The organism is Streptosporangium sp. NPDC051023 (assembly GCF_040689595.1).
Lineage (GTDB): Bacteria > Actinomycetota > Actinomycetes > Streptosporangiales > Streptosporangiaceae > Streptosporangium.
Window position 1 is genome coordinate 48992 of the sequence record NZ_JBFBCE010000006.1, and the last position, 25986, is coordinate 74977.

The window sequence follows — 25986 nt, forward strand, 5'->3', positions numbered from 1 at the left end:
TCGTCACCCGGCCGACTTTCCTGCCTCTTCTCGCTCCCGTTCGACCGAAGACTCCCTCGTCCGCCCGACCCCGAAGTAGTCGTCCCCCGCGGGCCTGCGCCCCTCGGTGTCGCGCCGCCTGCGGTCCAGCCTGGCCAGCAGCGGGATGTGCTTCGAGCAGTGGATGTAGGCCTCCTCGACCTCGATCATGACCCAGCGCTCTGCCTTACGGCCCGGCGCCGTCATGTCCTCGTCGACCAGGCCGTGGCGGCGGGCGGCGTCGTAGGCGGTCGTGATGGTGGCCGCGCCGTTGACGTGCAGCCCGACCAGGTCCTCGAAGAAGTCGACGAACAGCAGGCTGAGATGCGGGTTCTCCAGGATGTTGCCGAGGCTGGCGAGCACGCCGTTGCCGCGGAACTCCGGGTACATGAGCCTGGTCCCGTCCAGCACTCTGACGAACCCGGGCGGGCCCGCCCTGAACGTCGTGTCGCAGTTACCCGAGGCGTCGGAGGTCCCCACGAAGACCATCTCTTGCCGGGCAATGAACTCCCGCATGTGCGCCGTCAGGTGATCGGCGACCTGGCGTTCGTAGAACCGTTTCGCCCTGTCCTGGGTGTCGAACAGGCGCTGGAGCACGTGCTCCCCCCTCGACCCGGGAAAGTTCTCTTCACCGTCCAGATCGTCGTACGGCGTGTGCTGGTTCATCAACTCGACATCGCTCCCATCTGTCGCGGGCAATGAGGCCCTCGACCTGGGCGAACACCGGTCCGGCATCCGGCGGCGACCGGTGATGAGAACACCACACCGACCCCTTCGCCCACATAAGCGATGGAGCCTAAACCATAAATCATGTCTGTCCGGAATGTTTACGAAACTTTCCTTCATCGGTCACGCAGACCACTTGAGCCTCGGTCGCCCCACCTACCCCGGCCCGATCGCGCCAAACGCAATCGATCGGATATTTCCCTCGAAACCGATGGGGTACGGCGGGCACGGCGACATCACCGCAGGCGGAAGCGCGTTTTCACCCCCGCGGGACGACAGCGGGACGGCAGGGGTTTTCGCGTCTGCGCACCCGCGCGAACACGGTCGGACAGGTGGAAAAACTAAGGGTTGACGGTGTATGTCAGCGCGAGTAGCTTCCCGAATTAAATAAGAAGGTTTCTTGTTTGTTGCTTCCTTGACAGGCGGCTTCGGCCTCTTCAAGAGGAAGGTCACACGCGCGCGCGAGAACGATCTCGGGGGACACACGCCTTACCTGCTCCATTAGAGAGGAAGCACGATGTCCCGTCTCCGTTCGTGGAGAGCAGTCGCCGTGGCGGTCATGTACGCGACCGCCACAGCGGGAATGGCCGTGGTCGGTGCGCCTGCCGCGCATGCCGCGGCGACGCTGACAGCCAAGTTCACCGCCTCTGACCGCGGCACCTGGTGGCAGGGCGGGTACGAGGTGAAGAACTCCGGCACCACCGCCGCGACCACCTGGACCCTCGAATTCGACCTCAACTCCGGCCAGTCCATCGGCAACTGGTGGAACGGCACACCGACCATAAGCGGCAGCCATGTGACCGTGAAGCCGGGAAGCGGCAACGCCAACGTGCCCGCGGGCGGAAGCACCGGCGGCAACAGCTTCGGCTTCGTCGGAATGGGGCCGACCACGCCCCCGGCCAACTGCAAGATCAACGGCAACCCGTGCGAGGGCGGTCCCCCGCCGGACACCCCGCCGACCGCGCCGGGCAAGCCGGTCGCGACCCCGACGACCAACAGCGTGGCCCTGACCTGGGCCGCCTCGACCGACGACAAGGGCGTCAACGGATACGACGTCTACCAGGGCGCCACCAAGGTCAAGTCGGTCACGACCGCCTCGGCCACGGTCGACGGCCTCACCCCCGACACCGAGTACACCTTCACGGTCAAGGCCAGAGACACCGCCAACCAGGAGTCGCCGTCCTCCCCGGCGACCACCGTACGCACCCTCAAGGACGAGACCCCGGACACCGAGGCTCCGACGACGCCCGGAACACCGGCCTCGACCGGTAGGACGACCACCAGCGTGACCCTCCAGTGGGGCGCCTCGACCGACAACCGGGGTGTCACCGCGTACGAGGTCTACAACGGGGACTCGTCGGCGTCCACTGTGACGGGGACGCCGCCGGGCACGACCACCACCATCAGCGGCCTGACCGCGGACACCGAGTACACCTTCAAGGTCCGCGCCAAGGACGCGGCGGGCAACCAGTCCGCCTTCTCGGGAACGGTCACCGTACGCACCGACAAGCCGGACACCGACGCGCCGACCACACCGGGCACGCCGACCGCGACCGGCAAGACGAACAACAGCGTGACCCTCCAGTGGGGCGCCTCGACCGACGACAAGGGCGTCACCGCGTACGAGGTCTACAAGGGCGACTCCTCCGCCGCCACTGTGACGGGGACGCCGCCGGGCACGACCACCACCATCAGCGGCCTGACCGCGGACACCGAGTACACCTTCAAGGTCCGCGCCAAGGACGCGGCGGGCAACCAGTCCGCCTTCTCGGGAACGGTCACCGTACGCACCGACAAGCTGCCCACCGACCAGTCTGCCTGCAGGCCCGACGGCCTCTACCAGTCGCCCGGCGTGACCGGCGTGCCGTACTGCACCGTCTACGACACCGACGGGCGCGAGAAGATGGGCGCCGACCACCCGCGCCGCGTGGTCGGCTACTTCACCAGCTGGCGGACCGGCAAGGATGGCTCTCCCGCCTACCTCGCCAAGGACATCCCGTGGGACAAGATCACCCACATCAACTACGCCTTCGCCCACATCGACGGGCAGGGCAAGGTCTCCGTCGGCTCCCCCGGGCCGAACAACCCCTCCATCGGCATGGAGTGGCCGGGCGTCGCGGGCGCCGAGATGGATCCGGCGTACTCCTACAAGGGCCACTTCAACCTGCTCAACAAGTTCAAGAAGCAGCACCCCAACGTCAAGACGATGCTGTCGATCGGCGGCTGGGCCGAGACCGGCGGCTACCTCGATGACAACGGCACCCGGCAGGCCAGCGGCGGCTTCTACACGATGACCGCCTCGCAGGCGAGCATCAACACCTTCGCCGACTCGGCCGTGAAGTTCATCAAGGACTACGGCTTCGACGGCGTGGACATCGACTACGAGTACGCGACCTCCGCCCCCAACGCCGGCAACCCCGACGACTTCAGCTTCTCCAACCCGCGCCGCGCCACGCTGATGGCCGGATACGTCAACCTGATGAAGACGCTGCGCCAGAAGCTGGACGCCGCCGCGGCGGCCGACGGCAAGTATTACCTGCTCACCGCCGCCACGACCGCCTCCGGCTGGATCCTGCGCGGCAGCGAGTCCTACCAGGTCACCCCGTACCTCGACTACGCCAACATGATGACCTACGACCTGCACGGGGCGTGGAACCACTTCGTCGGCCCGCTGCAGGCCCTGTACGACGACGGCAGCGACGCCGAGATGAAGTACTGGAACGTCTACGGCACCTACAGTGGCATCGGCTACATGAACGGTGACTGGGCCTACCACCACCTACGCGGCGCGATGCAATCAGGCCGGATCAACCTCGGCCTCGGCTACTACAGCCGGGGATGGCAGCACGTCACCGGCGGCACCGACGGCCTCTGGGGCACCTCCGACCTGCCCGACCAGAACAACTGCCCCGAGGGCACCGGCGGCAAGATCGGCTCCAAGGTGCCGTGCGGCGACGGCGCGATCGGCATCGACAACCTCTGGCACGACCTGGACAAGGCGGGCAAGGAGGTTCCCGCGGGCGTCAACCCGGTCTGGCACTTCAAGAACCTGCAGGAGGGCAAGCAGGGTAGCTACATCACCCAGTACGGCCTCACGCCGGACACCGACCCGACCGACCGCATCTCGGGCACCTACGCCCGCAAGTACTCCTCCTCCATGGTCGCCCCCTGGCTGTGGAACAACGACAAGAAGGTCTACCTGTCAACGGAGGACGACCAGTCCGTCCAGGCGAAGGCCGACTACGTGGCCAGCAAGGGCCTCGGCGGCATCATGATCTGGGAGCTGGCCGGCGACTACAACTACTACCCCAGCCGTGACAACGGCAAGGGCGAGTACTTCATCGGCGACACGCTCACCACGAAGATCTACAACACCTTCAAGACGGCCGCGCCGTACGGGAACCTGAAGGCCGGCAGCAAGACGATGCCGACCGACACCCTGAACGTCCAGGCCGAGCTGTACGGCTACGCGGTCGGCGACGCCAACTACCCGATCTCTCCCAAGCTCAAGTTCACCAACAACTCGACGACCACCATCCCCGGCGGCGCCACCATCGAGTTCGACTACGGCACCTCCGCCCCGGCGACCATGAGCCAGTCGACCGGCTGGACACTGTCGGTCATCTCGACCGGGCACACGGGACCGAACGTCGGCGGCCTCAAGGGCGACTTCCATCGGGTCCGGCTGACGGTCCCGAACTGGGAGAGCATCGCCCCCGGGCAGTCGAAGGAGGTCCAGCTCCGCTACGACCTGCCCATCGCGACCCCGTCCAACTTCACCGTGACCTTCGGCGGCAAGTCCTATCGGATGGCCTTCGACTACCCGCGGTGACCTCTCTCCGGCACATTCTCTGACATGTTCCGCCCGGCCTCTCCGGCCGGGCGGAACATGTCTTTCCGCACCGCCTCCTCCGTCTCGCGCCACCCCCACCCCGGCCGACATTTCCGACATTGTGCACCTACTTGGTAGGCATTAGATAAGAACATTCCACAATTCACATTGCGCGCATCCCCAAGGGTTCACCGAGATACGGTCATACTGCTTTCTTGACAACTGCTTTACATGGAGAGTGACAGTCTGGTAGAAGTTAAAACATTGTTCAGCCTATCCGTATCAGGGAGGATGTGTTGGCTGGGCGCCCAGGTGCAATGAAAGGCGCGACCAGGATCCAGCCGAAAAGGAACTCCACCGATGAGCAGCATCATCGCAGGGGATCGGACGACTCTTACGGGGGAGTCCATGTAACCCCTGTCGGCCTTCACATACCCACCGAGTTGCCATACACGCTTTGGGAGAAGGCCGGTTTTCGGATTTCCGCGGTCGCCAACTCTTCTACATGGTGTCTCGGCGACTGGCTCGTCTACGGTCAGTCGCGCTACACAGACCGATATCGAAAAGCGATCGACGCCATCGGCCTCGACTACCAGACGCTTCGCAACTATGCCTGGGTTTCCCGGCGGGTCGAGCTCTCGCGTCGGCGAGACGGGCTGAGTTTCCAGCACCACGCGGAGGTGGCCGCGCTGCCCCCCGAGGAGCAGGACTACTGGCTCGACCAGGCACAGCAGAACAAATGGCCACGAAACCAGCTGAGACAGAACCTGGCCGCCAGCCGTCGAGAAAAATCCGACGACAGACGCGAACAGGTCTCACTCGAGCTCAAACTGACGGCGGACCGCATCGCCCGTTACCAGGAAGTCGCCGGCCACTCGAAGATCAGTCTGGAATCATGGATCGTGGAACAGCTCGACACGGCGGCGGCGGCTTTTCTCGACTGAGGCACGACAAGAATATCACCCCCAGGACCCGCAGGGACAAAAGGCGACATTACCACCATAAACCACTTTATATCGGCAAGCTTTATTTTAAGTATTTTTCTCCCTGCTTTCTGGTCGTGATGTACGCCTCATCGCGCCGCCCACGATTTCAGCCTGATCATCTTCATGTCCCGCTGATCGTGAAAGGGCACGGAAAATGGGCTCCACACGGGGAGAAACGACCGGCGAGCTCCGCTGGGAGATCACTCAAGGGAAACCGGCGACCGCGCTGCTCACCGATCCGGGCGGCGTCGCCGAGGCCTGCGAGCAGCTGGCCGCTCTCCTTCCCTCGCTGCGCGAGGCCCTCACCGAGCACGGCGCGCTCTACCTCCGCGGCCTGCCGCTGACAGACGTCGAGGACTTCGCGAAGATCCGGGATGTCATCATCCCCAGGCACACGCCGTACCGCGAGAAGGCGACGCCCCGCAGCGACTTCGGCAACGGGGTCTTCTCCTCGACAGACCTGCCGCCCTCCCAGTCCATCCGGATGCACAACGAGAACAGCTACACCCTGACCTTCCCCGGGCTGCTCATGTTCGCGTGCCTGACCGCGCCCGCCGAGGGCGGGGCGACACCGGTCGCGGACTGCAGGAAGGTCCTGCGAAACATCCCCCCGCGCCTGACGGAGAAGATGCGGGCCACCGGCTGGCTGCTGAGGCGAAGCTACTCGGAGTACATCTCCACAGACTGGCGGACGGCCTTCGCCGCGACGGGCAGGGACGACGTGGAGCGCTACTGCGCCGACAACCTGATCGACCACGAATGGCGGGACGACGGGAACCTCCGCACCAGCCAGCTACGCCCCGGCATCATCAGGCACCCACGGACCGGGGACGAGGTCTGGTTCAACCACCTCGCGTTCTGGAACGAGTGGTCCCTCGACGAGGAGCTCAGGGAGACGCTGGTCGACGAGTTCGGGCAGGACGGACTTCCGTTCAACACCGGTTTCGGCGACGGGGAGCCCCTGAGCAGAGACGACCTGGAGACCGTGCAGGCCGCCTACGAGTCGGCCACCGTGCGCGAGAGGTGGCGGCCGGGTGACCTGCTCATCGTCGACAACATCCTGACGGCGCACGGCAGAGACCCCTTCCGCGGCGACCGCAGGATCGTCGTGGCGATGGGCGAGCCCGTCGATCTCCTCGACTGCGCGCCGACGGTCCAGCCCGCGGCCAGACCGGCATGACCCGCCGGGAAGACGCCGCGGGCGGCCACGGGCCGCGGCGCCCCAGGAAGGAGCCCACGGGGTGACCGCGCCACAGGAAGGAGTCCACGGGGTGACCGCGTCGCCGGAACAGCCGATCGACCTGCTGACCCGATTCTCCGCAGCGGTCCGGCGGGCGCCGGACCGGCCCGCGGTACGCCACCGGAACGTCGTGCTGAGCTTCGCCGAGCTCGAGGAGCGCACGGCGCGGCTGGCCTCTGCGCTGCGCTCCCGGGGAGCCGGACCTGGCCGCCGGGTCGGGGTGAGCCTGCCCAGGGGCGCCGACCTGGTCGTCGCGCTGCTGGCGGTGTGGCGCACGGGCGCGGCGTACGTGCCGCTCGACCCCTCCTATCCCGCCGACCGGCTCGCGTTCATGGTCGAGGACGCGGGCGCCGGGGTCCTGCTCCACCTGGGGGAACGCCCGCCGTGGGCGGGCCGGGCGGAGATCGTCGCCCCGGACGCCACCGGGCCCGACGCCTTGCTTCCCTCCCCCGGCGCCCCAGCCCCGCACGACGCCGGGCCGCCCGCCCCGACCCCGGCGTACGTGATCTACACCTCGGGCTCGACCGGCAGGCCCAAGGGGGTCGAGGTGTCCCGTGGCGCCGTCGCGTCCCTGGTCACCGCGCTCGAACGGTCCGGCATGTACGCCGCCCAGCCCAGGGTGGTCGGCTGGAACGCCAGCGTGTCCTTCGATGCGTCCGTGCAGCAGTGGGTCCGGGTGTGCCGCGGGGACACCGTGGTCGTGCTCGACGACCGGGACCGCACCGACCCGGCCCGCCTGCGCGCCCTGCTCGACGCGTACGCGGTGACCGACCTCGACCTGACGCCCTCGCACTGGGAGATCCTCCGCGAGGAACTGCTCGCCCCGTTCGCCGACGGGCGCGTGCCCCGGCTGTTCATCGGCGGCGAGGCCGTATCCGAGCGCGCCTGGCGGGAGCTGGCCGAGGCGGACGGCGTCGAGGCGCTGAACCTGTACGGTCCCACCGAGTGCACGGTCGACGCCACCGCCGCGTGGATCTCAGGTGAAGGGCCGCACATCGGACGGCCGCTGCTCGGCAACCAGGTATACGTGCTCGACGACGCCCTGCGCCCGGCACCGCCCGGCGTGACCGGCGAGCTGTACATCGCGGGCCCGCGCCTGGCCGCCGGATACGTCGGCGCCCCCGCGCTCACCGCGGCGCGGTTCGTGGCCGACCCGTTCTCCGGACGGGGCGCGCGGATGTACCGCACCGGCGACCGGGCGCACCGGTCCGCCGACGGCGTGCTGACGTTCGCCGGGCGGGCCGACGGCCAGGTGAAGGTGCGCGGGTTCCGGGTTGAGCTCGGCGAGATCGAACACGCTCTCGGCGCGCGCCAAGACGTGGCGCGCGCGGTCGTCACGCTCCGCGACGAGCGGCTGGTGGCCTACCTGGTGCCTGCCGACGGCGAGGTGCCCTCCGTGCAGCGGCTGAGAGACCACCTCGCGGCCACGCTGCCGGACTTCATGGTGCCCACCGAGTTCGTGCTCATCGAGCGGGTGCCGCTCACGCCGAACGGCAAGCCCGACCTGGCCGCGCTCCCCGAGCCGACGCGGGCCACGGAAACGGGTCGCGCGCCACGGGGAGAGTTCGAGGAGCTGATCGCGAGTGTGTGGTCCGAGGTCCTCGGGCGGGACGGGATCGGCTCGGACGACGACTTCTTCGCCCTGGGCGGCCACTCGCTGATGGCCATCAGGGTGGTCGCACGGTTGAGGAAGAACCTCGGCGTCGTCGTGCCGACGCGGCAGGTGTACCGGCACCCGCGTCTGCACGACCTGGCCAGGTACGTCGAGTCCCTGCACCGGACGACGGCGCCCGACAACTGAGGTGGGCCGGGAAGAGAACGGACAATCGGGAAGAGCCGGAAAGAGGGCCATGAACCCAGCGCTGGACACCGTCGTCGTACGCCCCCGGCACAGGCCGGACGCGACGCGGACGCTCGTGTGCCTCGGCTTCTGCGGAGGCGGCGCGGGCCCCTACCTGGGGTGGGCGGACGTCGTGCCCTCCGACGTCACCCTGGCGGCGATCTGCTACCCCGGCAGGGAGGGCCGGTTCGCCGAGGAGTTCGCCGGTGACTGGGACGAGCTGGCCGAGGACGCCACCGCCGCCGTGCTCGCCGCGGCCGACCGGCCGTACGTCCTCTTCGGCCACAGCATGGGCGGCTGGATGGCGTTCGACGTCGTCTCCCGGCTGCACCGGCACGGCGACAGGCTTCCCGAGGCGCTCGTCGTCTCCTCGGCGAACGCGCCGAGCGACGGCCTGCGGCCCAGGGACATGTTCCCCTCGCAGGGGGAGACCGACGAGCGGCTGCTGCACTGGATGCGTGTCAACGGCCTGCTGCCCGCGCATGTGCTCGACGACCCGGACCTGCGGGAGATGGCGGTCGAGCTGATGCGCGCCGACATCAGGGTCCGTGACTCCTTCCACTACCGGGCCGGGGCACGGGTGGGCGTTCCCCTGCAGGTGTTCACCGGCGCCGACGACGGTGTCATCGAGCCGGAAGCGACCGAGAGGTGGCGCGAGCTCGCGACGAACGGCTTCCGGCACGACACGCTGCCCGGCGGGCACTTCTACACCCCGGACGTCTGGGGACGGCTGCCCGAGTTCATGGCGCCGATCAACGCGGGTTTCCCGGTGGCCTAGCGCGCTCAGCTGAGCACTGTGCTGAGCCCAGCGGTGCTCAGCTCAGCACAGTGCTCAGATCAGCACAGTGCTCAGATCAGCGGTGCTCAGATCAGTACGGTGCTCAGCTCGCGTGCGGCGGCGAGATCGGCACAGCCCGCCAGCAGCATGGCCTCGCGCAGCTCGACACGCAGCAGGTCCAGCACCAGCCCGGCCCCCGCCTCGCCGTCCGCCGCGAGGCCCCACAGCATGGGACGGCCGAGCAGCACGCCCTCGGCACCACACGCCAGCGCGCGCAGGACGTCGGTGCCGGTGCGGATGCCGCTGTCGAGCAGCACGTCGCACCGCCCCGCGACCGCCTCGACGACCGGCGGCAGCGCCACGATGGAGGGTACGGCGCCCGCCAGCTGACGACCGCCGTGGTTGGACACGACCACCGCGGCCACTCCGGACTCGGCCGCCCGTACGGCGTCCCTCGGGTCGAGCACCCCTTTCAGCACCACTGGAAGGTCGGTGTGCTCCCGCAGCCACGCCAGGTCGTCCCAGCCGAGCGCGGCCTCGAACGCGGCGCCCGTGTGGGCGGCGACGGCCGACCCTCGCGGGGCCGGGACGTGCGCGGCGGACCCCGTCCCGTCGACGAGGTTGGCCGCGACGACCGACGGAGGCAGCACGAACTCGTTGCGCACGTCGCGCAGCCGCCGCCCCATGATCGGGACGTCGACGGTGACCATCAGCGCCTCACAGCCCGCCCGTTCCGCCCTGGCCACCAGGTCGAGTACGAGGCCCCGGTCACGCAGCCAGTAGAGCTGGAACCAGAGCGGCCCGGCGACCGCCGCGATCTCCTCGATCGGAACGCTGCTCAGTGTGCTGACCGTGAACGGGACCCCGGCCTTGCTCGCGGCGCGGGCCGCGGCGATCTCCCCGTCGGGATGGCACAGGCGCTGGTAGGCCATGGGCGCGACGGCGACCGGCATCGCGACCGCGCTGCGCACCAGCCGCCCGGCCATGCTGCCCTCGGCCGCCGTGGTCAGCACCCTGGGCACCAGGCACACCCGGTCGAGGCACGCCCGGTTGGCCGCCTGGGTGGACTCGTCACCGCTGCCGCCCGCGACGAAGTCCCATATGTCGGGTGGCAGCCGCTCGCCCGCGAGCCGCTCGACGTCCGCGACGCACACCGCTCCGCCCGTACCGGTTGCTCTCCCGGGCCCCTCCGCAGGAGCCCCGGCGAGATCTCCGGCGCAGGCCCCTCGGGGAACTCCGGCAGATGCCCCTCCGGGAGTTCCGGCGGAGGCCTCGCCGGGAGTTCCGGCGGGGCCGAGGCGGGGGACGCTCACTGGGACTCCCTGTACCGCTGTAGTTCCACCGCGGTGTAGAGCGCGTTGATGTTGCCGCTGCCGAAGGTGCGCGCCCCCGCCCGCTCGATCACCTCGAAGAAGAGGGTGCCGCGCGGGTGGACCGTCTTGGAGAAGATCTGCAGCAGCTGACCGTCCTGGTCCTGGTCGACGAGGATGTTCAGCGCGCGCAGCTCGTCGATGGAGTGCCTGGCCAGTCGCAGGCGCTCGGGCACCAGGTCGTAGTAGGTGCCGGGCGTCCGCAGGAACTCGATGCCGTTGGCGCCCAGCCCGCTCACCGCCTCGACGATGTCGTCGGTGGTGAAGGCGATGTGCTGGATGCCGGCTCCGCCGTGGTCCTTGATGAACTGGTCGATCTGGCCGGGGTCACGTGAGACGTCGGGTTCGAGCAGGGTAAGCGTCACGGCTCCCGAACGGCTCTGCACCACCCTGGAGTTCATCGCCTGACGGCCGACGACGATGCGCTGGGTGAACACCATCTCGAAGTCGAGGACCGTTTCGTAGAAATCGACCGTGGGGCCGAGCTGTCCCGCCTCAAGGCAGACCGCGAAGTGGTCGACCGTGCCCAGCCTGATGCGTTCCCCCGCCGCCGCCGGCGGCGGCGTCACCGGTGACAGCCCGGGAAGCGTACGGCGGTCCGTCGAGGGCGGGCGCTGGACGAAGGTGTGCACGACGTCCGCGAAGCCGACGATCGATGCGGTGACCACGTCGCCCTGCGCGGCCGGTGAGGTGACGGGACGCGCGCCGCGCCGTACCGCCTCCGCGAACGCCGCCCCGGCGTCCGGGGTGCTCAGCGCGATGTCGGAGACCCCGTCGCCGTGCCGTTCCACGTAGGCCGCCGCCGGGTGGTCCACGTCGTTCGCCTGGGTCAGCACGAACCTGATGTCCTCGCCGCCGAGCGCCACCGTACGGGCTCCCCCGGATCGCGCGGTTGCGGCGGACCGAGCGTAGACGGTGAAGCCGTAACGATCGACGAAGAGCTCGGCCGTCTCCGCCAGGTCGCCGACGGAGAACCCGACGTGGTCGACGAACAGATCCTCGAACACGGTCATCTCTTGCCTCCCCGAATCAGGCCTCGCATTGCTGGACGACGAAGTTCGCCAGCCGGTCGAGGCCGATGGTGATCTCGTCAGGCGTCAGGTAGCTGAACGACAGCCGGATCTGCTGTCGTGCCTGGCCGTCGCCGTAGAAGTGGTGCATGGGCGTCCAGAGCACGCGATGCTCGCGTGCCGAGTGCTCCAGCAGTTCGTCGTCCACCGGGAACGGAACGTCGAGGACGATGAAGAAACCTCCCGCAGGGGTGTTCCAGGTGACGCGGGGGCCGGTCCCCGGCGGGAAGCGCTTGTGCAGCCCGTCGAGCAGGTGCCGGAGGTTCTGGCGGTACACCTGGGCCTCCCGCACGTTGGCCGCGCGCAGGCTGCAGCCGTACGTCAGCAGTTTGCCGCCGATGACAGCCTGCGCGATCGGCGAGGTGTTGACCGTCAGCATGCTCTTGATCTTCGCGAGCTGGTCGGCGAGCAGTTCGGATCCGGTCCGCTGGTCGGCCACGACGTAGCCGACCCGTGCGCCGGGGAGGCCCGTCTTGGCGAACGAGCCGAGATAGACGACGCGCCTGCCGACGTCGAGTGCCTTGAGCGTCGGCGGCTGCTCCGTGTCGCCGTGGAAGAGCCCGTAGGGGTTGTCCTCGAGAAGGAGGAAGTCGTGCTCCTCGGCCAGTTCGAGCAGGCGCTCACGGGTGGCGTGATCGAGGCTGATCCCGGACGGGTTGGCGAAGTCGGCCACCACGTACAGCGCGCGCGGCCTCATCCCGTCCGCCCTGGCGCGCAGGACGACCGCGACGAGGTCGTCCAGGTCGATGCCCTCCGGTGAGCCCGCGACGGGCAGCAGCGGCATGTCGGCCAGTTCGGCCGCGCCCGCAACTCCGACGTAGCACGGGAACACGGCGAGCAGCGCGTCCCGCTCGGTCCTGCGCAGCGCCCTGAGCGTGAGGTACAGGGCCTCCTGGCAGCCGACCGTGACGACGATCGCCTCCGGGTCGACGTCGATGCCCTCGTCCAGCAGGAGGTTTCTGGCGACGAGGTCGTGGATGATCCCCTTGGTGCGGCCGTACTGCAGCATGGCGCGCCGGACCATGATCTCGTCGCCACCCAGCTCGGCGAGCAGGTGGTCATGGTAGGTGCGTAGGTATCCGTGCACCTCCTCGATGTCGAAGAAGCCCTCGAAGGGCCGTCCCGCGGCGAAGGAGATCGCGTCGGGGAAGCGGTGCGAGATCTCGTTGAGGAAGTTCATCGACTCGATGACGGGCGACTCCAGCGAGCCGTGCAGCCCGAGCAGGTCCAGGTCCGGTTCCAGGACCGGCCCCGGGTTCGGGCGCGGCCCCGGGTTCAGGTGTGGGGCCGAGTTCAGGTGTGGGACCGGGTCTGCGCCGGTTTCACTCGTCATAGGATTCCGCCAGACTGCGGGGCCGCATGTCGGTCCAGTGCTCCTCCACGTAGGAGACGCACTCGTCGCGGCCCGCGTCGTCGAGCCGCACCTGCCACCCATCGGGTACGGCGTTCGCGGACGGCCAGAGGGAGTACTGGCCCTCATGGTTGACCAGGACCTTGAAGGTGGCTGTCTCTTCGTCGAACGGATTGGACACTTCGGCCTCCGGTTTCTGATCCTCTCCCCGCCCGTCGCGGGGATCCCGTCGTCATGTGGCCGCACCGGCCGGTTTCGCGGCGAGCATGAACGCCGCCCCGAGCACGGCGATCACCCCGCACAGCACCCAGTGGCCGATGGCGGTGTGGCCGTACAGGAACCCGCCCGCGGCGGGGCCCGCCGTCTGGGCGACGGTCACCGCGACGCCCTCCGCGCCCTGGTAACGCCCCCTGAGGTAATCGGGCGCGAGCAGGCCCGGGTACGCCGTCGCCACCGGCGTGTAGATCATCTCGCCCAGCGTCCACAGCACCACGGTCGCGACGAGCGCGCCCTGCGCGTTCGCCACCCCGGTCAGCGCGACGCCCGCGCCCAGCAGCACGACCCCAAGCGCGATCACGTGCCGGGGTGGACGCCGCTCGGTGAACCTGACGAGCGGCAGCTCGAACAGCACGATCAGCAGGGCGTTCACCCCGAGCAGCACGCCGTAGAACTCGTTGCCGTCTCCCTGCTGCCGGACGTGCAGCGGGAGCGTCGCCGTCGTCTGCACGTACACGTAGGTCGCGGCGAACATCGACATCAGGTACAGCACCATCGCCCGGTCCCGGAAGACGGTCCGGTAGCCGCCACGCGGCGTGGTACCCGCCTCCCGGGAGGAGCCAGGCCTGGTCTCCGGCAGCAGCGCCAACACGAGCAGCCCGAACAGCAGGCACGTCACCGCGTTGCCGACGAACAGATAGGTGTAGGACATCACGCTGAGCACGCCGCCGACCACGCTGCCGACCGCCATCCCCAGGTTCATCGCCAGGCGCAGCAGGGAGACCGCGGCGATCAGGTCCCGGGCGGGCACGGTGTCGACGAGGATCGCGCCCGCGGCCGGCCGGTAGAGCTGGGCGAGGAACCCGACGGCCAGTGACAGCGCGATGATCGGGCCGATGTCGTCGGCCAGCGGGACGAGCAGGGTGAAAACCGCGGTGCCGAACATCGAAACGACGATCGTCCACCGTCTGCCGATCCGGTCGGCGACGGTTCCGCCGACCGCGTTACCGAGAAAACCACCGAAGCCGATCGTGCCGAGCGCGGCCCCAGCGAGGAAGGGGGAATATCCCCTGTGCGTGAGGTAGAGGACCAGGAAGACGCTGAGGAAGTTGCCGAACTTGTTGATGAACATTCCGGCGCAGATGACCCGGGCCTCTCTGGGCAGCCCGATGATCCGCCTGGTCAGCGACGGGGTCAGCTCGGTCTCGGTCATCGCGCGGACCTGTCGAGCGCGTGGACGCCGGACCTCGCCGCGAACCCGTCCAGCGCGTCGGCGTCCCCTCTGGCCGTGAGCCCGTCTCGTGCGCCGTCACCCTGTTCGGCCGCGGACAGGGACCGGGCGGCGGCGAGGTGTCCCATCGATCCGATCGTCCGGCCGGGGTCGGCGACCGCCTCGCGCAGGGTCGCGGTGAACCCCTCGACCAGTCGTTCGACGGTCGCCCGGTCGAACAGGTCCGTCGCGAACTCGACGAAACCGTCGAGCCTGCCGGGTGCTCCGTCATCGCCCTGCCGGGAGATCAGGTCGAAGGTCAGGTCGAACCTGGCGGCACCGGTCCGCGCCAGCGTCCAGTCGCCGCCCTGGCCCCCGGGCTCGGGTCCGAGGTCGAGCCCGAGGTCCGGCGTGTTCAGCAGGCCGAGTGTGACCTGGAAGACCGGGTGGCGCGAGAGGTCGCGCTCCGGGTTGAGCCTCTCGACCACGAGGTCGAACGGGACGTCCTGGTTGGCGTACGCGGGCAGCAGGCTCTCGCGCACGCGGTCGAGCAGTTCGCGGAACGCCGGGTCGCCCGAGGTGTCGGTCCGCAGGACGACCATGTTGACGAAGAACCCGACCAGCTGGTCGAGCGCCTCGTCCGCGCGGCCCGCCGTCGGGCTGCCGACCACGATGTCCTGCCCGCAGCCGAGCCCGGTGAGCAGGCTCGCCAGCCCGGCGTGCAGCACCATGAACAGCGTGGCGCGGCTGGAGCGGGCGAGGTCCTCGAGCCCGTGGCGCAGCTCGGCGGGAACGGTGAACGCGACGACGTCCCCCCTGTTGCCCGCGACCGCGGGCCGCGGCCGGTCACGAGGCGGCGAAACCTCTTCCGGGAGGTCCGCCAGCCGCTCCGCCCAGTAGTCGAGCTGGGCGGACAGCACACTGGCCGGGTCGCCAGGATCGCCGAGCAGCTCACGGTGCCAGGCCGCGTAGTCGGCGTACTGCACCGGTAGCGGGGTGAAGCCGGGGTCCGATCCCGCGAGTCTGGCCCGGTAGGCCTGCGACAGGTCACGGCACAGCGATGTCAGCGACCAGCCGTCGGCCGCGATGTGGTGCAGCACCAGGAGCAGCACCGTCCGCCCACCGCCCGCGCCCGCACTTCCCCCACCGCTCGCACTTCTCCCACCGCTCCCGCCCGTGACCTCTTCCGCGTCTGTCCTGCCGGTGTCTCCTCCGGCGCCCTCTCCTGCGACGCGGAACAGCTCACCGCGCAGCGGAAGGTCCCGGGTGATGTCGAAGGGCCTGCGGGCCGCCGCCGCCAGCAGCTCGTCGAGCTCGGCCGCGGTGCAGATGGTGACCGTCAGCTCGGGCATCCGCTCACCGGCGGCGAGCACATGCTGCCACGGGCCCTGATCATCATGGTCATCGTCATCGTCCAGAAAGACGGTGCGCAGGCTCTCGTGCCGGGCGACGACGTCGGCCATGGATCGGCGCAGCGCGTCGGCGTCGACCTCGTGAGGCAGCCGGAAGATCAGGGGGATGTGGTAGCCGGGGTCGTCGTCATCCTGCAGCTGGTTGACGAACCACAGCCGCCGCTGCGCGTAGGACAGCGGGATCCGCTCGGGACGCGACCTGGGCGTCGGCGAGCTGGACTCCCCCGCCGCGGCCGTCGCCGGGCTGAGGACGCGAGCCGCCAGCTCGGCGACCGTCGGGGCCTCGAAGACCTCCCTCGCCTCGACCCTGACGCCGAAGGCGGCCTCGGTCCTGGCGGCCAGCCGCGTCGCCGCGAGGGAATGGCCGCCCAGGTCGAAGAAGCCGTCGTCGACGCCGACCCGGTCAACGCCGAGCACGTCGGCGAACAACCGGCACAGCAGTTCCTCTGTCTCCGACCTGGGCGCGGGCCCCGTAGTCTCCCGCACGGGCGCGGGCAGCGCCCGCGCGTCGAGCTTGCCGTTGTTGTTCAGCGGCAGCTCGTCCAGTACGACGAACGCCGACGGCACCATGTACCAGGGCAGCCGCTCACGCAGGTGGTCCAGCAGGACACCCGTCCAGGCGTCCCGGTCGTCTGCGGGAGCCGCCGGCACCACGTAGGCGGTCAGGGTCTTGTCGCCGTGCCGGTCCGCGGTGGCGACGACGGCGACCCGCGCGACGTCCTCGCGGCGGGAAAGCTGGTTCTCGACCTCGCCGAGCTCGATCCGGAACCCCCGGACCTTGACCTGGCTGTCACGCCTGCCGACGAACTCCAGCAGGCCGTCGGCGCGGCGCCGTACGATGTCGCCGGTACGGTACATCCGCGCGCCGTCACCGGCGAAGGGGTCGGCGACGAACCGCTGCGCGGTGAGCCCGGGCCGCGCCCAATATCCCCGTGCGACACCGCGCCCGCCGAGGCACAGCTCACCCTCGGCGCCGTCGGGGACCGGGCGCAGCCACTCGTCGAGCACATACGTGGCGACGCCCGCCATGGCCGACCCGATCGGCACCGGGCTGGGCACCGGTTCCTCGACCAGGTGGTAGGTGGCGAACACCGTCGCCTCCGTGGGGCCGTACACGTTGACGACGGACTTCGCCCCCGAGGCCGCGAGGGCGCGCTCGACGGCGACGGGCGAGGCGGCCTCGCCGCCCATCCACACCTGGCAGGGGCCCGCGAAGGCGTCGGGGTGCTGCTCGGTGAGCACGTTGAACAGCGAGGTGGTCATGAAAGTGCAGGTGACGGACTCCTCCGCGATCGTTCGCGCCAGCCCGCGCGCCTCGACGCGGCCCGGCGGGGCGACCACCACGCAGCCACCTCGCAGCAGCGGAACCCACATCTGGAACACGGAGGCGTCGAACTCCAGCGGGGAGTGCAGCAGGACCCGCTCCTCGATGCCCGCCCAGCAGGGGTCGGCCGCGAACGCGACCAGGTCCCGGTGACAGATCGCCACGCCTTTCGGGGTTCCCGTCGAGCCCGAGGTGTAGATGACGTAGGCGAGCCGCCCCGGCGCGATCGGCCGCGTGGCAGCGGCCCTCCCCTGGGCGGCCCTGCCCTGGCCTGACAGGTCGAGGTCCTCGCCGACGACCACCACGCGTGTGCCCGCCTCACAGAAGGCCCTGACGAAGTCGGCGCGCTCCCCCGAGTCGACGATTACCAGGCGGATCTCGCACTCGGTGAGGATCATCCGCAGCCTGGCGGCGGGCGAGCGGACATCGAGCGGAACGTAGGCGCCGCCCGACTTCACCGTCCCGACGATCGTGGCGACCACGTCGAGGCCGCGTTCCATGAGAATGCCGACCCGCTGCTCGGGATGAATCCCACAGTCGATCAGGAAACCGGCGACAATATCAGATATTTCAGCTAAACGGCCATACGAGAGAGCGACGCCGGACTGTTTGACAGCCGTCTCATCTCTGTTTTCCTGGACTTGTTCCGCGAAAACATCGACTATGGTGCGCGACTCGCCAAGCACCGGTGAATCCCCCCTCTCACACGTTCGCCATTGAAACATGACGTCGCTCGCCCATGTCAACGCGCGCCCTTCGCGCCCCGGTGCCGTCCGGCTGTCCCGCCGGCGGGACAGCGCTCCCTCCCCGCCTGTGCCGCTTGACGTTCACCGGCGATCTGGTTCAATCGGTCGAAAGTGACGTGGAGGATAACTCATACAAAAGCTATGCAGGATCACACGGGGAGTGATTTATCCATCCCTCGGCGCACGCATACCGGCCGCGAACAAAAAGGGAAAAGGGACTGCATTGCTGGACAACATTCACGTTCACCGTTTTTCGCGAACGACCATTTCCGCTGACTTTAAGGAGCTCCTTTCCGCACGTAGGGAACGACTCTCCGAAGATCTCGCGCACGGGCGGACTCCGAGCCGCTATTTCCCGGTTCTCTCGGTTCTCGCACCTGTGATGACGCAGGCGGAGGGCGAGATCACCTACCCCGGCGACCCGATGTGCCTCTACGCGGCACTCTCCGTCTCGGTGCACAACGCCGTGCACGACGCGGGCCCACTCGAACTGGCCGAGCACTACAACGACCTGGCTCCCGAGTGGACCCGGTTTCCCGGCGCCGACTACCGCCTGAGCGCGGGAGGCGACGGCTACCGGCCGTACACCGAGTCGCCGAACACCGACCAGACCGTCTTCGACCCGCGGGTCTGGGACCGGGAGGCACGGGCCCGCTGGATCGGGCTGCTGCGTGAGACGCAGCCCAGGGTCGTGCTGATCAGCAGCGTCTCACCGGCGCACCGCTACGCCCTGAGCATCGCGAAGCTGGTGAAGACCGAGGTCCCGAACGCCTACGTGATCCTGGGCGGGCGTCACGTCGACGAAACGATCAGCTGCGTCCCCGGCAAGGGCACTCTCATGCTCGCGCCGAGCAGCACGCTCACGGTCATGGACGACGGCCGGGTGCCGCGCGTGATCGACGCCACCATCTCCGGCGAGGCCTACCACTCACTCGACCTGCTCATGCGCGCCGTCGCGCTCTCCGTGGACCTGAACACCCGGTGGGCCGTTCCCTCCGGGGTACGTCACCACCTCGAGGAGCTGCTGCGCGTCCACGGGGTCACCCCTGGCCGCTCCCTCATCACCCTGATCGCCGGCGACGCCGTGCACGCCTATCCCCAGGAGGGGGCCAAGCTCGACCTCGCCGCGCTGCCCTCGCCGTACGAGGCGTTCGCGATCCGGTCCAGGTTCCCGGTCTTCGTCGACGGCACGACCGGCGAGATCCAGCGGACGGCGCACGTGATGGTGTCGAACGCGTGCCCCTACCAGTGCAACTTCTGCTCGGAGACGGCCAAGCTCGCGGGCGGCCTGAAGAAGTTCAGCCAGACGTCCGCCGGAATCGAACGGGTGTGCGAATATATCGGCTACGGCGCGGAGGCCATGTTCTTCGACGACTCCGTCTTCTGGAGCGGCACCTTCCGCGACATCACCGACTTCTGCGCCGAGCTGGGGAGGATCCGCCGGGCCCCCGCGGACGAGCTGGACGAGGGCCATCTGCGTTTCCTCAGGACGGACGCGGACCTCCTGCGCCTGCGGAACCTGCAGTGGGGGGCGCAACTGACCGTGGACGTGCTGGTCGGGCTGCACTCGGCAGAGGAGAGCGGCCGAATCCTCGACATGATGCGCGAGGCGGGGTGCACCTACGTCTACATCGGCATCGAGAGCATGTCCACGCAGGTGATGGACAGGATCCACAAGAACCTCCGCCGCGTCGAGGGGCGCAGCTGGGCGCTGAAGGTGCGCGAGGCGACGTCGCTGGTCAAGGCACACGGGCTCAGGGTCGGCACGTCCGTCCTCTTCGGGCTCGACGGGGAGACCCGCGCCAGCATCGACGAGACGATCACGGGGGTGAGCGAGCTGATCGACGACGGGCTCATCGACCTCGCCAGCCCGAACATCCTGACCTACCACCCCGCGACGCCGATCACCCGGATCCACGGGATGACCGACAAGCTTGACTACCACTCGCCGTGGGTCGACAACCGCAAGCCGTACATCTACTTCGAGGAGGCCTTCCCCGGCGTCGTGTCCGTCACACTGACGGAGGACGACCTCTGGTACATCCACAACGAGACGGAAAGACGCTGGGGCGCCACGCGCAACGACAGCGCGCCGGTGCCGCTCGAACAGGACCTCGACAGGACTCTCGACAGGACTCTCGACAGGACAAGGTGAGCGCCCGATGACCCTGGAAGCCCTCGACCTGGCCACGCTGTCCCGGCGTGACGGGGAGAAGTGGGCGTCCGCCCCTGACGGCGTGCTGCCCGCCTGGGTCGCGGACATGGACTTCCCGATCTCGCCGGTCATCCGGCGCGCGCTGGTCAACCGCATCGACACCGACCTCGGATACCCCGCGTGGTACGACGAGTCGGACGGCGGGCCGCTGGGCGAGGCGTTCGCCGAGCGCATGCTCGGACGCTTCGGGTTCGCCGCCGACCCCACGCACGTCAGGCTGTTCACCGACATCAACCAGGCGATGCAGGTCGCGCTGCACTTCGGCACCTCGCCCGGCGATCCGGTCGCGCTGCACGCACCGGTCTGCCCCCCGTTCACCGAGATGCTCCTCAAACTGGGGCGCCCGCCCAGGGCCGTGCCGATCCGCTGGCACGACGAGCGGTGGCAGCTCGACCTCGACCGGCTCGCGGACGAGGTTCGCGGACGCGACGGCGTCCCGTGCCGCGCGCTGTTCCTGGTGAACCCGCACAACCCGACGGGACGGGTCTTCCTGCGTGACGAGCTTGAGGAGCTGGCCAGGCTCGCGGTCGAGCACGACCTGCTGGTGATCTCCGACGAGGTCCACGCCGAGCTGACCTACGACGGGTACCGGCACATCCCGTTCGCCGCGATCTCCGAGGCCGCCGCGGCACGCACGGTGACGATCACCTCGGGCAGCAAGGCGTTCAATCTGGCCGGTGTCCGCTGCGCCGTCGCGCACATCGGCGTCAAGGAGGTCCGCGACGCCGTCGACGCGCATCGCGGGATCCTGTTCGGCCAGGTGAACGCCCTCGGGGTCGACGCGCTGAGGGCCGCCTGGACCGGCGGGGACACCTGGCTGGACACCGTGAAGACGTTGCTCGCGCGTAACCGGCTGCGGGTGGCGGAACGACTGCCCGAGGGCATCGGCTACCGGCTGCCTGAGGCGACCTACCTCGCGTGGCTTGACTGCCGTGCCCTCGGTCTCGGCGAGGATCCGTCCGCGTTCTTCCTGGACAGGGCCAAGGTGATGCTCTTCAGGGGCTCGGAGTTCGGCCCCGAGGGCAGGGGGTTCGCCCGGCTGAACTTCGCCACGTCTCCCGCGGTGCTCGACGAACTGCTCGACCGGATACGCGCGGCCGTACCCGGCTGACCGACCCGGCGGGAACCGGACGCGCGTCGCCCCGGACCCGCAGACCGACGCGATGGAGGTTCTTCCGATGCCGGAAACGCCTGGTACGGCGCAGCCACGCGGCCCCAGAGAGGAGATCCTGTGCGGGTTGTTCGCCGAGGTGCTCGGCTTGGCGGACGTCGGCGTCGACGACAACTTCTTCGGCATGGGCGGGCAGTCGCTGCTGGCGACACGCCTGGTCAAGCGCATCCGCACGGTGCTGGGCGCCGCGATCGGCGTGCGCGCGGTCTTCCAGGCGCCGACGGTCAGGGAGCTGCTCGGCCGTCTCGACGGCGGACGGGACCGGCCCGGCGTGACGGCGGTCTCCCCCAGGCCGGAGACGGTGCCGCCCTCGCCGGGGCAGCGCCGCCTGTGGTTCCTGGACCGGCTTGAGGGCCCGAGCCCCACGTACAACATGCCGATCGCCACCCGGGTCCGCGGCGTGCTCGACCTCCGGGCGCTGGCCGCCGCGCTGGGTGACGTCGTGGGCAGGCACGAGAGCCTGCGGACGGTGTTCGCCGAGCACGAGGGCGAGCCCGTGCAGCGGATCCTGGAGGACGCCCGGATCGAGGTCGCGCTCACCGAGTGCCCGCCCGCGGAGCTGGAGGCCGCGGTGGCGAGGGCGTGCGCCCACGTGTTCGACCTGGCGACGGACCCGCCGCTGTACACGGAGGTGATCACCGCGCAGCCCGGCGAATGCGTGCTCGTGCTGGTGCTGCACCACATCGCGGGTGACGGATGGTCCATCGACCTGCTGGGGGCCGACCTGTCCTCCGCGTACGCGGCGCGGCTGCGCGGCCACCCGCCGGAGTGGGAGCCGCTACCGGTGCAGTACGCGGACTACGCCCTGTGGCACCGTGAGGTGCTCGCCGGGGAGAACGCGGAGCGGCTCGCCCACTGGACGGAGAAGCTGCGCGACCTGCCGGAGGAGCTGGCGCTGCCGACCGACCGGCCCTGCCCGCCGAAACCGGGCAACCGCTGCGGCCGCGTGCACGTCCCGCTCGACGCCGAGCTCGACCACGCGTTGCGGGGGCTCGCGCGCAGCCGCCACGCGACGGTCTTCATGGTGGTTCAGGCCGCCCTGGCGGCGCTGCTGACCAGGCTGGGCGCGGGCACCGACATCCCACTCGGCACGGTCGTCGCGGGACGCGGCGAGGAGGCGCTCGACGACCTGGTCGGCTTCTTCGTCAACACCCTGGTGCTGCGCACCGACACCTCGGGCGACCCCACGTTCGCCGAGTTGCTCGGCCGGGTGCGCGAGACGGACCTGGCTGCGTACGCCAACCAGGACCTCCCGTTCGACCATGTGGTCGAGGCGCTCAACCCCGTCCGCTCCCTCTCCCGCCACCCGCTGTTCCAGGTCGCGCTGTCCTGGGCCGAGGGCGGAGTCCTCGCGCTCGACCTCGCGGGCGCGGAGTGCCTGCCGGGCACCGCCGTGGCCCAGGGAGCCAAGTTCGACCTGGACTTCGCGTTCGAGCGCCGGAGCACCGATAGCGGTGCCGGGGGCGACGGAGATGCCGGGGGCATCGACCTCACGATCACCTACGCGACCGGCCTGTTCGACGAGTCCACGGTCGTCACGCTGGCCGAACGGTTCACGCGGATCCTCCGCCAGGTGGTCACGGCGCCGGAGACTCGGCTGAGCGCTCTGGAGGTGCTGTCCCCGCGCGAACGTGAGCGAATCCTGACCGGCTGGAACGACACCGCGTCGCCCCGGCGGACGTGCTCGGTCGTCGAGGTGTTCGGCGAACGCGCCGCCGCGACGCCCGACGCGGTCGCCGTCGTCTCGGACCGTGAGCGGCTCACGTACGGCGAGCTGGAAGAGCGTGCCGGTCATCTGGCCGCCGCACTGGCCGAGGCCGGTGTCGGCGCGGGCACCGTGGTGCCGTTGCTGATGGAGCGTTCTGCCGGGCTGATAGTGGCGCTGCTCGCCGTACTGCGGGCCGGGGCGGCCTACCTTCCGGTGCACACCGCCTACCCGGTGACCCGGATGCGGGCGATCGTCGAGGAGACCGGATGCCCCGTCCTGCTGGTCGACCACGCGTACGGCGGGCACGAGCTCGCCGTGGGGCGGCGGGTGCTGGTGGTGGACGCGAGCGGCGGTCTCTCCCGCCCCCGCACCGAGGAGCGCGACGGGCGGGAGAGGCGGCACAGGAGAACGGCCCCGGAGAGCCCCCCGCCCCACCCGCTCGGCGAACCCCGAAGCCCCCTCGACACGACCCAGAAACCACTCGACGAGCCCAGAACCTCGCTCAGCACAGCTCAGAAGCCACTCGACGAACCCCGGAGCCCACTCGACAAGGCCTGGCCGGAAGACCTCGCCTACGTCATGTACACCTCGGGGTCGACCGGCGAGCCCAAGGGCATCGGCGTGACCCACCAGGGCGTCGTCGACCTCGCGCTGGACCCGATGTGGGAGGTCGGCCCCGCGGACCGGGTGCTGTTCCACGCCCCCCACGCCTTCGACGCCTCCACCTACGAGATCTGGGTACCGCTGCTCACCGGCGCCCGCGTGGTCGTCGCACCTCCCGGCCAACTCGATGCGCCGACGCTCGAACGGCTGATCCGCGAGAACGACGTGTCCCACGTCCACCTCACCGCGGGATTGTTCCGGGTCGTCGCCGAAGACCTCACCGGCTGTTTCACCGGCGTGCGCGAGGTGCTCACCGGCGGCGACGTCGTCTCCCCCCTGGCCGTCGGCGCGGTGCTCGAGTCGTGCCCCGAGACGACCGTGCGGACGCTGTACGGCCCCACCGAGATCACCCTGTGCGCCACGTGGACGCGGTGGCGGACCGGTGACCGGCCCACCACAACCGTCCCGCTCGGACGTCCGATGGCCAACACGCGCGCGTACGTGCTGGACGACGCGCTGCGCCCCGTGCCGCCCCGGGTGCCCGGCGAGCTGTATCTCGCCGGGGCCGGGCTGGCACGCGGGTACGTCGGGCGGCCGGGCTTGACCGCGGCACGGTTCGTCGCCTGCCCGTTTGGCGAGGCGGGTGAACGGATGTACCGGACGGGCGACGTCGTCCGCTGGGACGAGGAAGGACGGCTGATCTTCCTCGGGCGCACCGACGACCAGGTGAAGATCCGCGGCTTCCGCGTCGAGCCCGGCGAGGTCGAGGCGGTGCTGGCGAGCGCCCCCGGGGTCAGACAGGCCACGGTGGTCGTGCGGGAGGACAGACCCGGCGACAAACGCCTGGTCGGCTACGTCGTGACCTCACCGGCCGCATCGTCACAGAGCACACCCTCTGGGGGCGTCCCCGCGCCGAGCACGGCGCCGCCGGGCGCGTCATCGAAGGACATCGGATCGGCGGACACCACATCGACGGATGCCGCCCGGTGCCGTGACCATGTGGCCGGGCTGCTGCCGGAGTACATGGTGCCGTCCGCGGTGGTGGTGCTGGAGGCGTTCCCGGTGACCGCGAACGGGAAGCTGGACCGGCACGCGCTGCCCGCTCCCGTCCACCGGGCGCAGCCGGGGGGCCATCCGCCCCGGACCCCGCGCGAGGCCGTCCTGTGCGAGTTGTTCGCCGAGGTGCTGGGGGTGTCCGAGGTCGGCGTGCATGACAGTTTCTTCGACCTCGGCGGACACTCCCTGCTGGCCGTCCGCCTGGTCAGCCGTGCCCGCGCCGTACTCGGTGTCGAGGTGGGCGTGTCGGCGTTGTTCGCGGATCCGACGGTGGCCGGACTCACCGGACACCTCGGCGGGGAGACCACCGGCGTCCCCGCCGTCCTGTCCTACCGTTCCGGCGGCGAGCTGTGCCCGGTCTTCCTGATTCCCGCGGCGAACGGGCTGGGATGGTGCTACTCCGCCCTGCCCCGGCACCTCCCCTCCGGCCACCCGGTGCACGCCTTCCAAGACCCACGGCTGGTCGGCGGGCACGTGCACCCGCTGTCCGTGCCCGACCTGGCGGCCGCCTACCTGGAACGGATACGCGCGATCCAGCCCCGCGGGCCGTATGTCGTCGCGGGCTGGTCCTTCGGCGGCACGGTCGGCCAGCAGATCGCCGCCGACCTGACGGCTGCGGGCGAGGAGGTCGCGCTGCTCGTCCTGCTGGACTCCTATCCCGGCGACGTCAGAGGCCTGTCCTTCGGCGACCCCGGAAACCCCGCCACCGAGCGGGAGCTGATCCGCACCGCCCTGGACGGCGTCACCGCGCCTCCCGGCTCCGGCGGCTCCGCGCTCAAGACGGCGCTGCGAGAAGCGGGAAGCCCGCTCGCGGCGCTGGACGAGACCACCATCGGCGACCTGGTGGCGGTCGCCGGGGAGAACGCCCGCGCGATGGCCGCGCACACCGCCGTCCCCTTCACCGGCCCGGCCCTCTGCTTCGACGCCACCCTCCAGGACGTCCGCGCCTCCGAAACCTGGCGCCCGTTCCTGCCCGCCCTGACCGCCCACGGCGTCCCGTGCGACCACAACGGCATCGTCAGTTCCGACGCCCTGGGCAAGATCGCCCCCGTCCTCGCGAAACACCTGCCGGATCCCGGCTGAGGTTCCGGCCGAACGTTCTTCCGAGCACACC

15 protein-coding genes are annotated in these 25986 nt (G+C 69.7%); 8 read left to right on the forward strand and 7 right to left on the reverse strand.

Annotated features, from left to right (window positions below):
- Positions 1-3 precede the first annotated feature (3 nt).
- The gene (locus AB0395_RS05745) at positions 4-684 is read right to left on the reverse strand and encodes a pyridoxamine 5'-phosphate oxidase family protein (RefSeq protein WP_366277421.1); all 681 of its coding nucleotides are present in this window, start codon (positions 682-684) and stop codon (positions 4-6) included.
- A gap of 577 nt (positions 685-1261) precedes the next feature.
- On the opposite strand from AB0395_RS05745, the gene AB0395_RS05750 reads away from it, so the two are divergent.
- From AB0395_RS05750 to AB0395_RS05770, 5 genes are all read left to right on the forward strand, one after another.
- Positions 1262-4576 (forward strand): glycosyl hydrolase family 18 protein, encoded by a 3315-nt coding sequence (locus tag AB0395_RS05750; protein ID WP_366277423.1) that lies wholly within the window; start codon positions 1262-1264, stop codon positions 4574-4576.
- A gap of 317 nt (positions 4577-4893) precedes the next feature.
- Entirely contained in the window at positions 4894-5520 is a 627-nt protein-coding gene (locus AB0395_RS05755; protein ID WP_366277425.1) for an LmbU family transcriptional regulator, read from the forward strand.
- A gap of 196 nt (positions 5521-5716) precedes the next feature.
- Positions 5717-6742: a TauD/TfdA family dioxygenase gene (locus AB0395_RS05760; RefSeq protein WP_366277426.1), complete on the forward strand. Its 1026-nt coding sequence runs from the start codon at positions 5717-5719 to the stop codon at positions 6740-6742.
- 61 nt (positions 6743-6803) lie between these two features.
- The gene (locus AB0395_RS05765; protein ID WP_366277428.1) at positions 6804-8603 is read left to right on the forward strand and encodes a non-ribosomal peptide synthetase; all 1800 of its coding nucleotides are present in this window, start codon (positions 6804-6806) and stop codon (positions 8601-8603) included.
- A gap of 49 nt (positions 8604-8652) precedes the next feature.
- Entirely contained in the window at positions 8653-9420 is a 768-nt protein-coding gene (locus tag AB0395_RS05770) for an alpha/beta fold hydrolase (protein WP_366277429.1), read from the forward strand.
- 86 nt (positions 9421-9506) lie between these two features.
- Here the strand turns inward: AB0395_RS05770 and AB0395_RS05775 are convergent, their stop codons facing one another.
- From AB0395_RS05775 to AB0395_RS05800, 6 genes are all read right to left on the reverse strand, one after another.
- The gene (locus AB0395_RS05775; protein WP_366277431.1) at positions 9507-10574 is read right to left on the reverse strand and encodes an alpha-hydroxy acid oxidase; all 1068 of its coding nucleotides are present in this window, start codon (positions 10572-10574) and stop codon (positions 9507-9509) included.
- Positions 10575-10729: 155 nt separating this feature from the next.
- Positions 10730-11803, reverse strand: a complete 1074-nt coding sequence (gene hppD, locus AB0395_RS05780) for a 4-hydroxyphenylpyruvate dioxygenase (RefSeq protein WP_366277432.1) — start codon at positions 11801-11803, stop codon at positions 10730-10732.
- Between the two features lie 16 nt (positions 11804-11819).
- Positions 11820-13193, reverse strand: a complete 1374-nt coding sequence (locus AB0395_RS05785; protein WP_366277434.1) for a PLP-dependent aminotransferase family protein — start codon at positions 13191-13193, stop codon at positions 11820-11822.
- Entirely contained in the window at positions 13183-13392 is a 210-nt protein-coding gene (locus AB0395_RS05790) for an MbtH family protein (protein ID WP_366277436.1), read from the reverse strand. The genes AB0395_RS05785 and AB0395_RS05790 overlap by 11 nt, the downstream gene beginning before the upstream one ends.
- 51 nt (positions 13393-13443) lie before the next feature.
- Positions 13444-14640, reverse strand: coding sequence for an MFS transporter (locus tag AB0395_RS05795; protein ID WP_366277437.1), 1197 nt, complete (start codon positions 14638-14640; stop codon positions 13444-13446).
- Complete coding sequence (locus AB0395_RS05800) at positions 14637-18098, reverse strand: amino acid adenylation domain-containing protein (protein ID WP_366277439.1); 3462 nt, start codon at positions 18096-18098, stop codon at positions 14637-14639. The genes AB0395_RS05795 and AB0395_RS05800 overlap by 4 nt, the downstream gene beginning before the upstream one ends.
- A 403-nt stretch (positions 18099-18501) precedes the next feature.
- On the opposite strand from AB0395_RS05800, the gene AB0395_RS05805 reads away from it, so the two are divergent.
- The 3 genes from AB0395_RS05805 to AB0395_RS05815 all read left to right on the forward strand — a co-directional run bounded on the left by AB0395_RS05805 (position 18502) and on the right by AB0395_RS05815 (position 25955).
- A complete protein-coding gene (locus tag AB0395_RS05805) occupies positions 18502-20274 on the forward strand; it encodes a radical SAM protein (protein ID WP_366277440.1) in 1773 nt (590 codons plus the stop codon).
- Positions 20275-20281: 7 nt separating this feature from the next.
- Entirely contained in the window at positions 20282-21445 is a 1164-nt protein-coding gene (locus AB0395_RS05810) for an aminotransferase class I/II-fold pyridoxal phosphate-dependent enzyme (RefSeq protein WP_366277441.1), read from the forward strand.
- Positions 21446-21512: 67 nt separating this feature from the next.
- Positions 21513-25955 carry an amino acid adenylation domain-containing protein gene (locus AB0395_RS05815; RefSeq protein WP_366277443.1) on the forward strand — a complete coding sequence of 1481 codons (4443 nt, stop codon included), beginning with the start codon at positions 21513-21515 and terminating at the stop codon, positions 25953-25955.
- The last annotated feature ends 31 nt before the right edge of the window (positions 25956-25986 follow it).

What these genes read in the sequence shown, in the direction of transcription:
- AB0395_RS05745 (WP_366277421.1), bottom strand. Translation starts at nt 684, where the DNA reads ATGAACCAGCACACGCCGTACGACGATCTGGACGGTGAAGAGAACTTT.
- AB0395_RS05750 (WP_366277423.1), top strand. Translation starts at nt 1,262, where the DNA reads ATGTCCCGTCTCCGTTCGTGGAGAGCAGTCGCCGTGGCGGTCATGTAC.
- AB0395_RS05755 (WP_366277425.1), top strand. Translation starts at nt 4,894, where the DNA reads ATGAAAGGCGCGACCAGGATCCAGCCGAAAAGGAACTCCACCGATGAG.
- AB0395_RS05760 (WP_366277426.1), top strand. Translation starts at nt 5,717, where the DNA reads ATGGGCTCCACACGGGGAGAAACGACCGGCGAGCTCCGCTGGGAGATC.
- AB0395_RS05770 (WP_366277429.1), top strand. Translation starts at nt 8,653, where the DNA reads ATGAACCCAGCGCTGGACACCGTCGTCGTACGCCCCCGGCACAGGCCG.
- hppD (WP_366277432.1), bottom strand. Translation starts at nt 11,803, where the DNA reads ATGACCGTGTTCGAGGATCTGTTCGTCGACCACGTCGGGTTCTCCGTC.
- AB0395_RS05785 (WP_366277434.1), bottom strand. Translation starts at nt 13,193, where the DNA reads ATGACGAGTGAAACCGGCGCAGACCCGGTCCCACACCTGAACTCGGCC.
- AB0395_RS05795 (WP_366277437.1), bottom strand. Translation starts at nt 14,640, where the DNA reads ATGACCGAGACCGAGCTGACCCCGTCGCTGACCAGGCGGATCATCGGG.
- AB0395_RS05800 (WP_366277439.1), bottom strand. Translation starts at nt 18,098, where the DNA reads ATGTTTCAATGGCGAACGTGTGAGAGGGGGGATTCACCGGTGCTTGGC.
- AB0395_RS05805 (WP_366277440.1), top strand. Translation starts at nt 18,502, where the DNA reads ATGACGCAGGCGGAGGGCGAGATCACCTACCCCGGCGACCCGATGTGC.
- AB0395_RS05810 (WP_366277441.1), top strand. Translation starts at nt 20,282, where the DNA reads ATGACCCTGGAAGCCCTCGACCTGGCCACGCTGTCCCGGCGTGACGGG.
- AB0395_RS05815 (WP_366277443.1), top strand. Translation starts at nt 21,513, where the DNA reads ATGCCGGAAACGCCTGGTACGGCGCAGCCACGCGGCCCCAGAGAGGAG.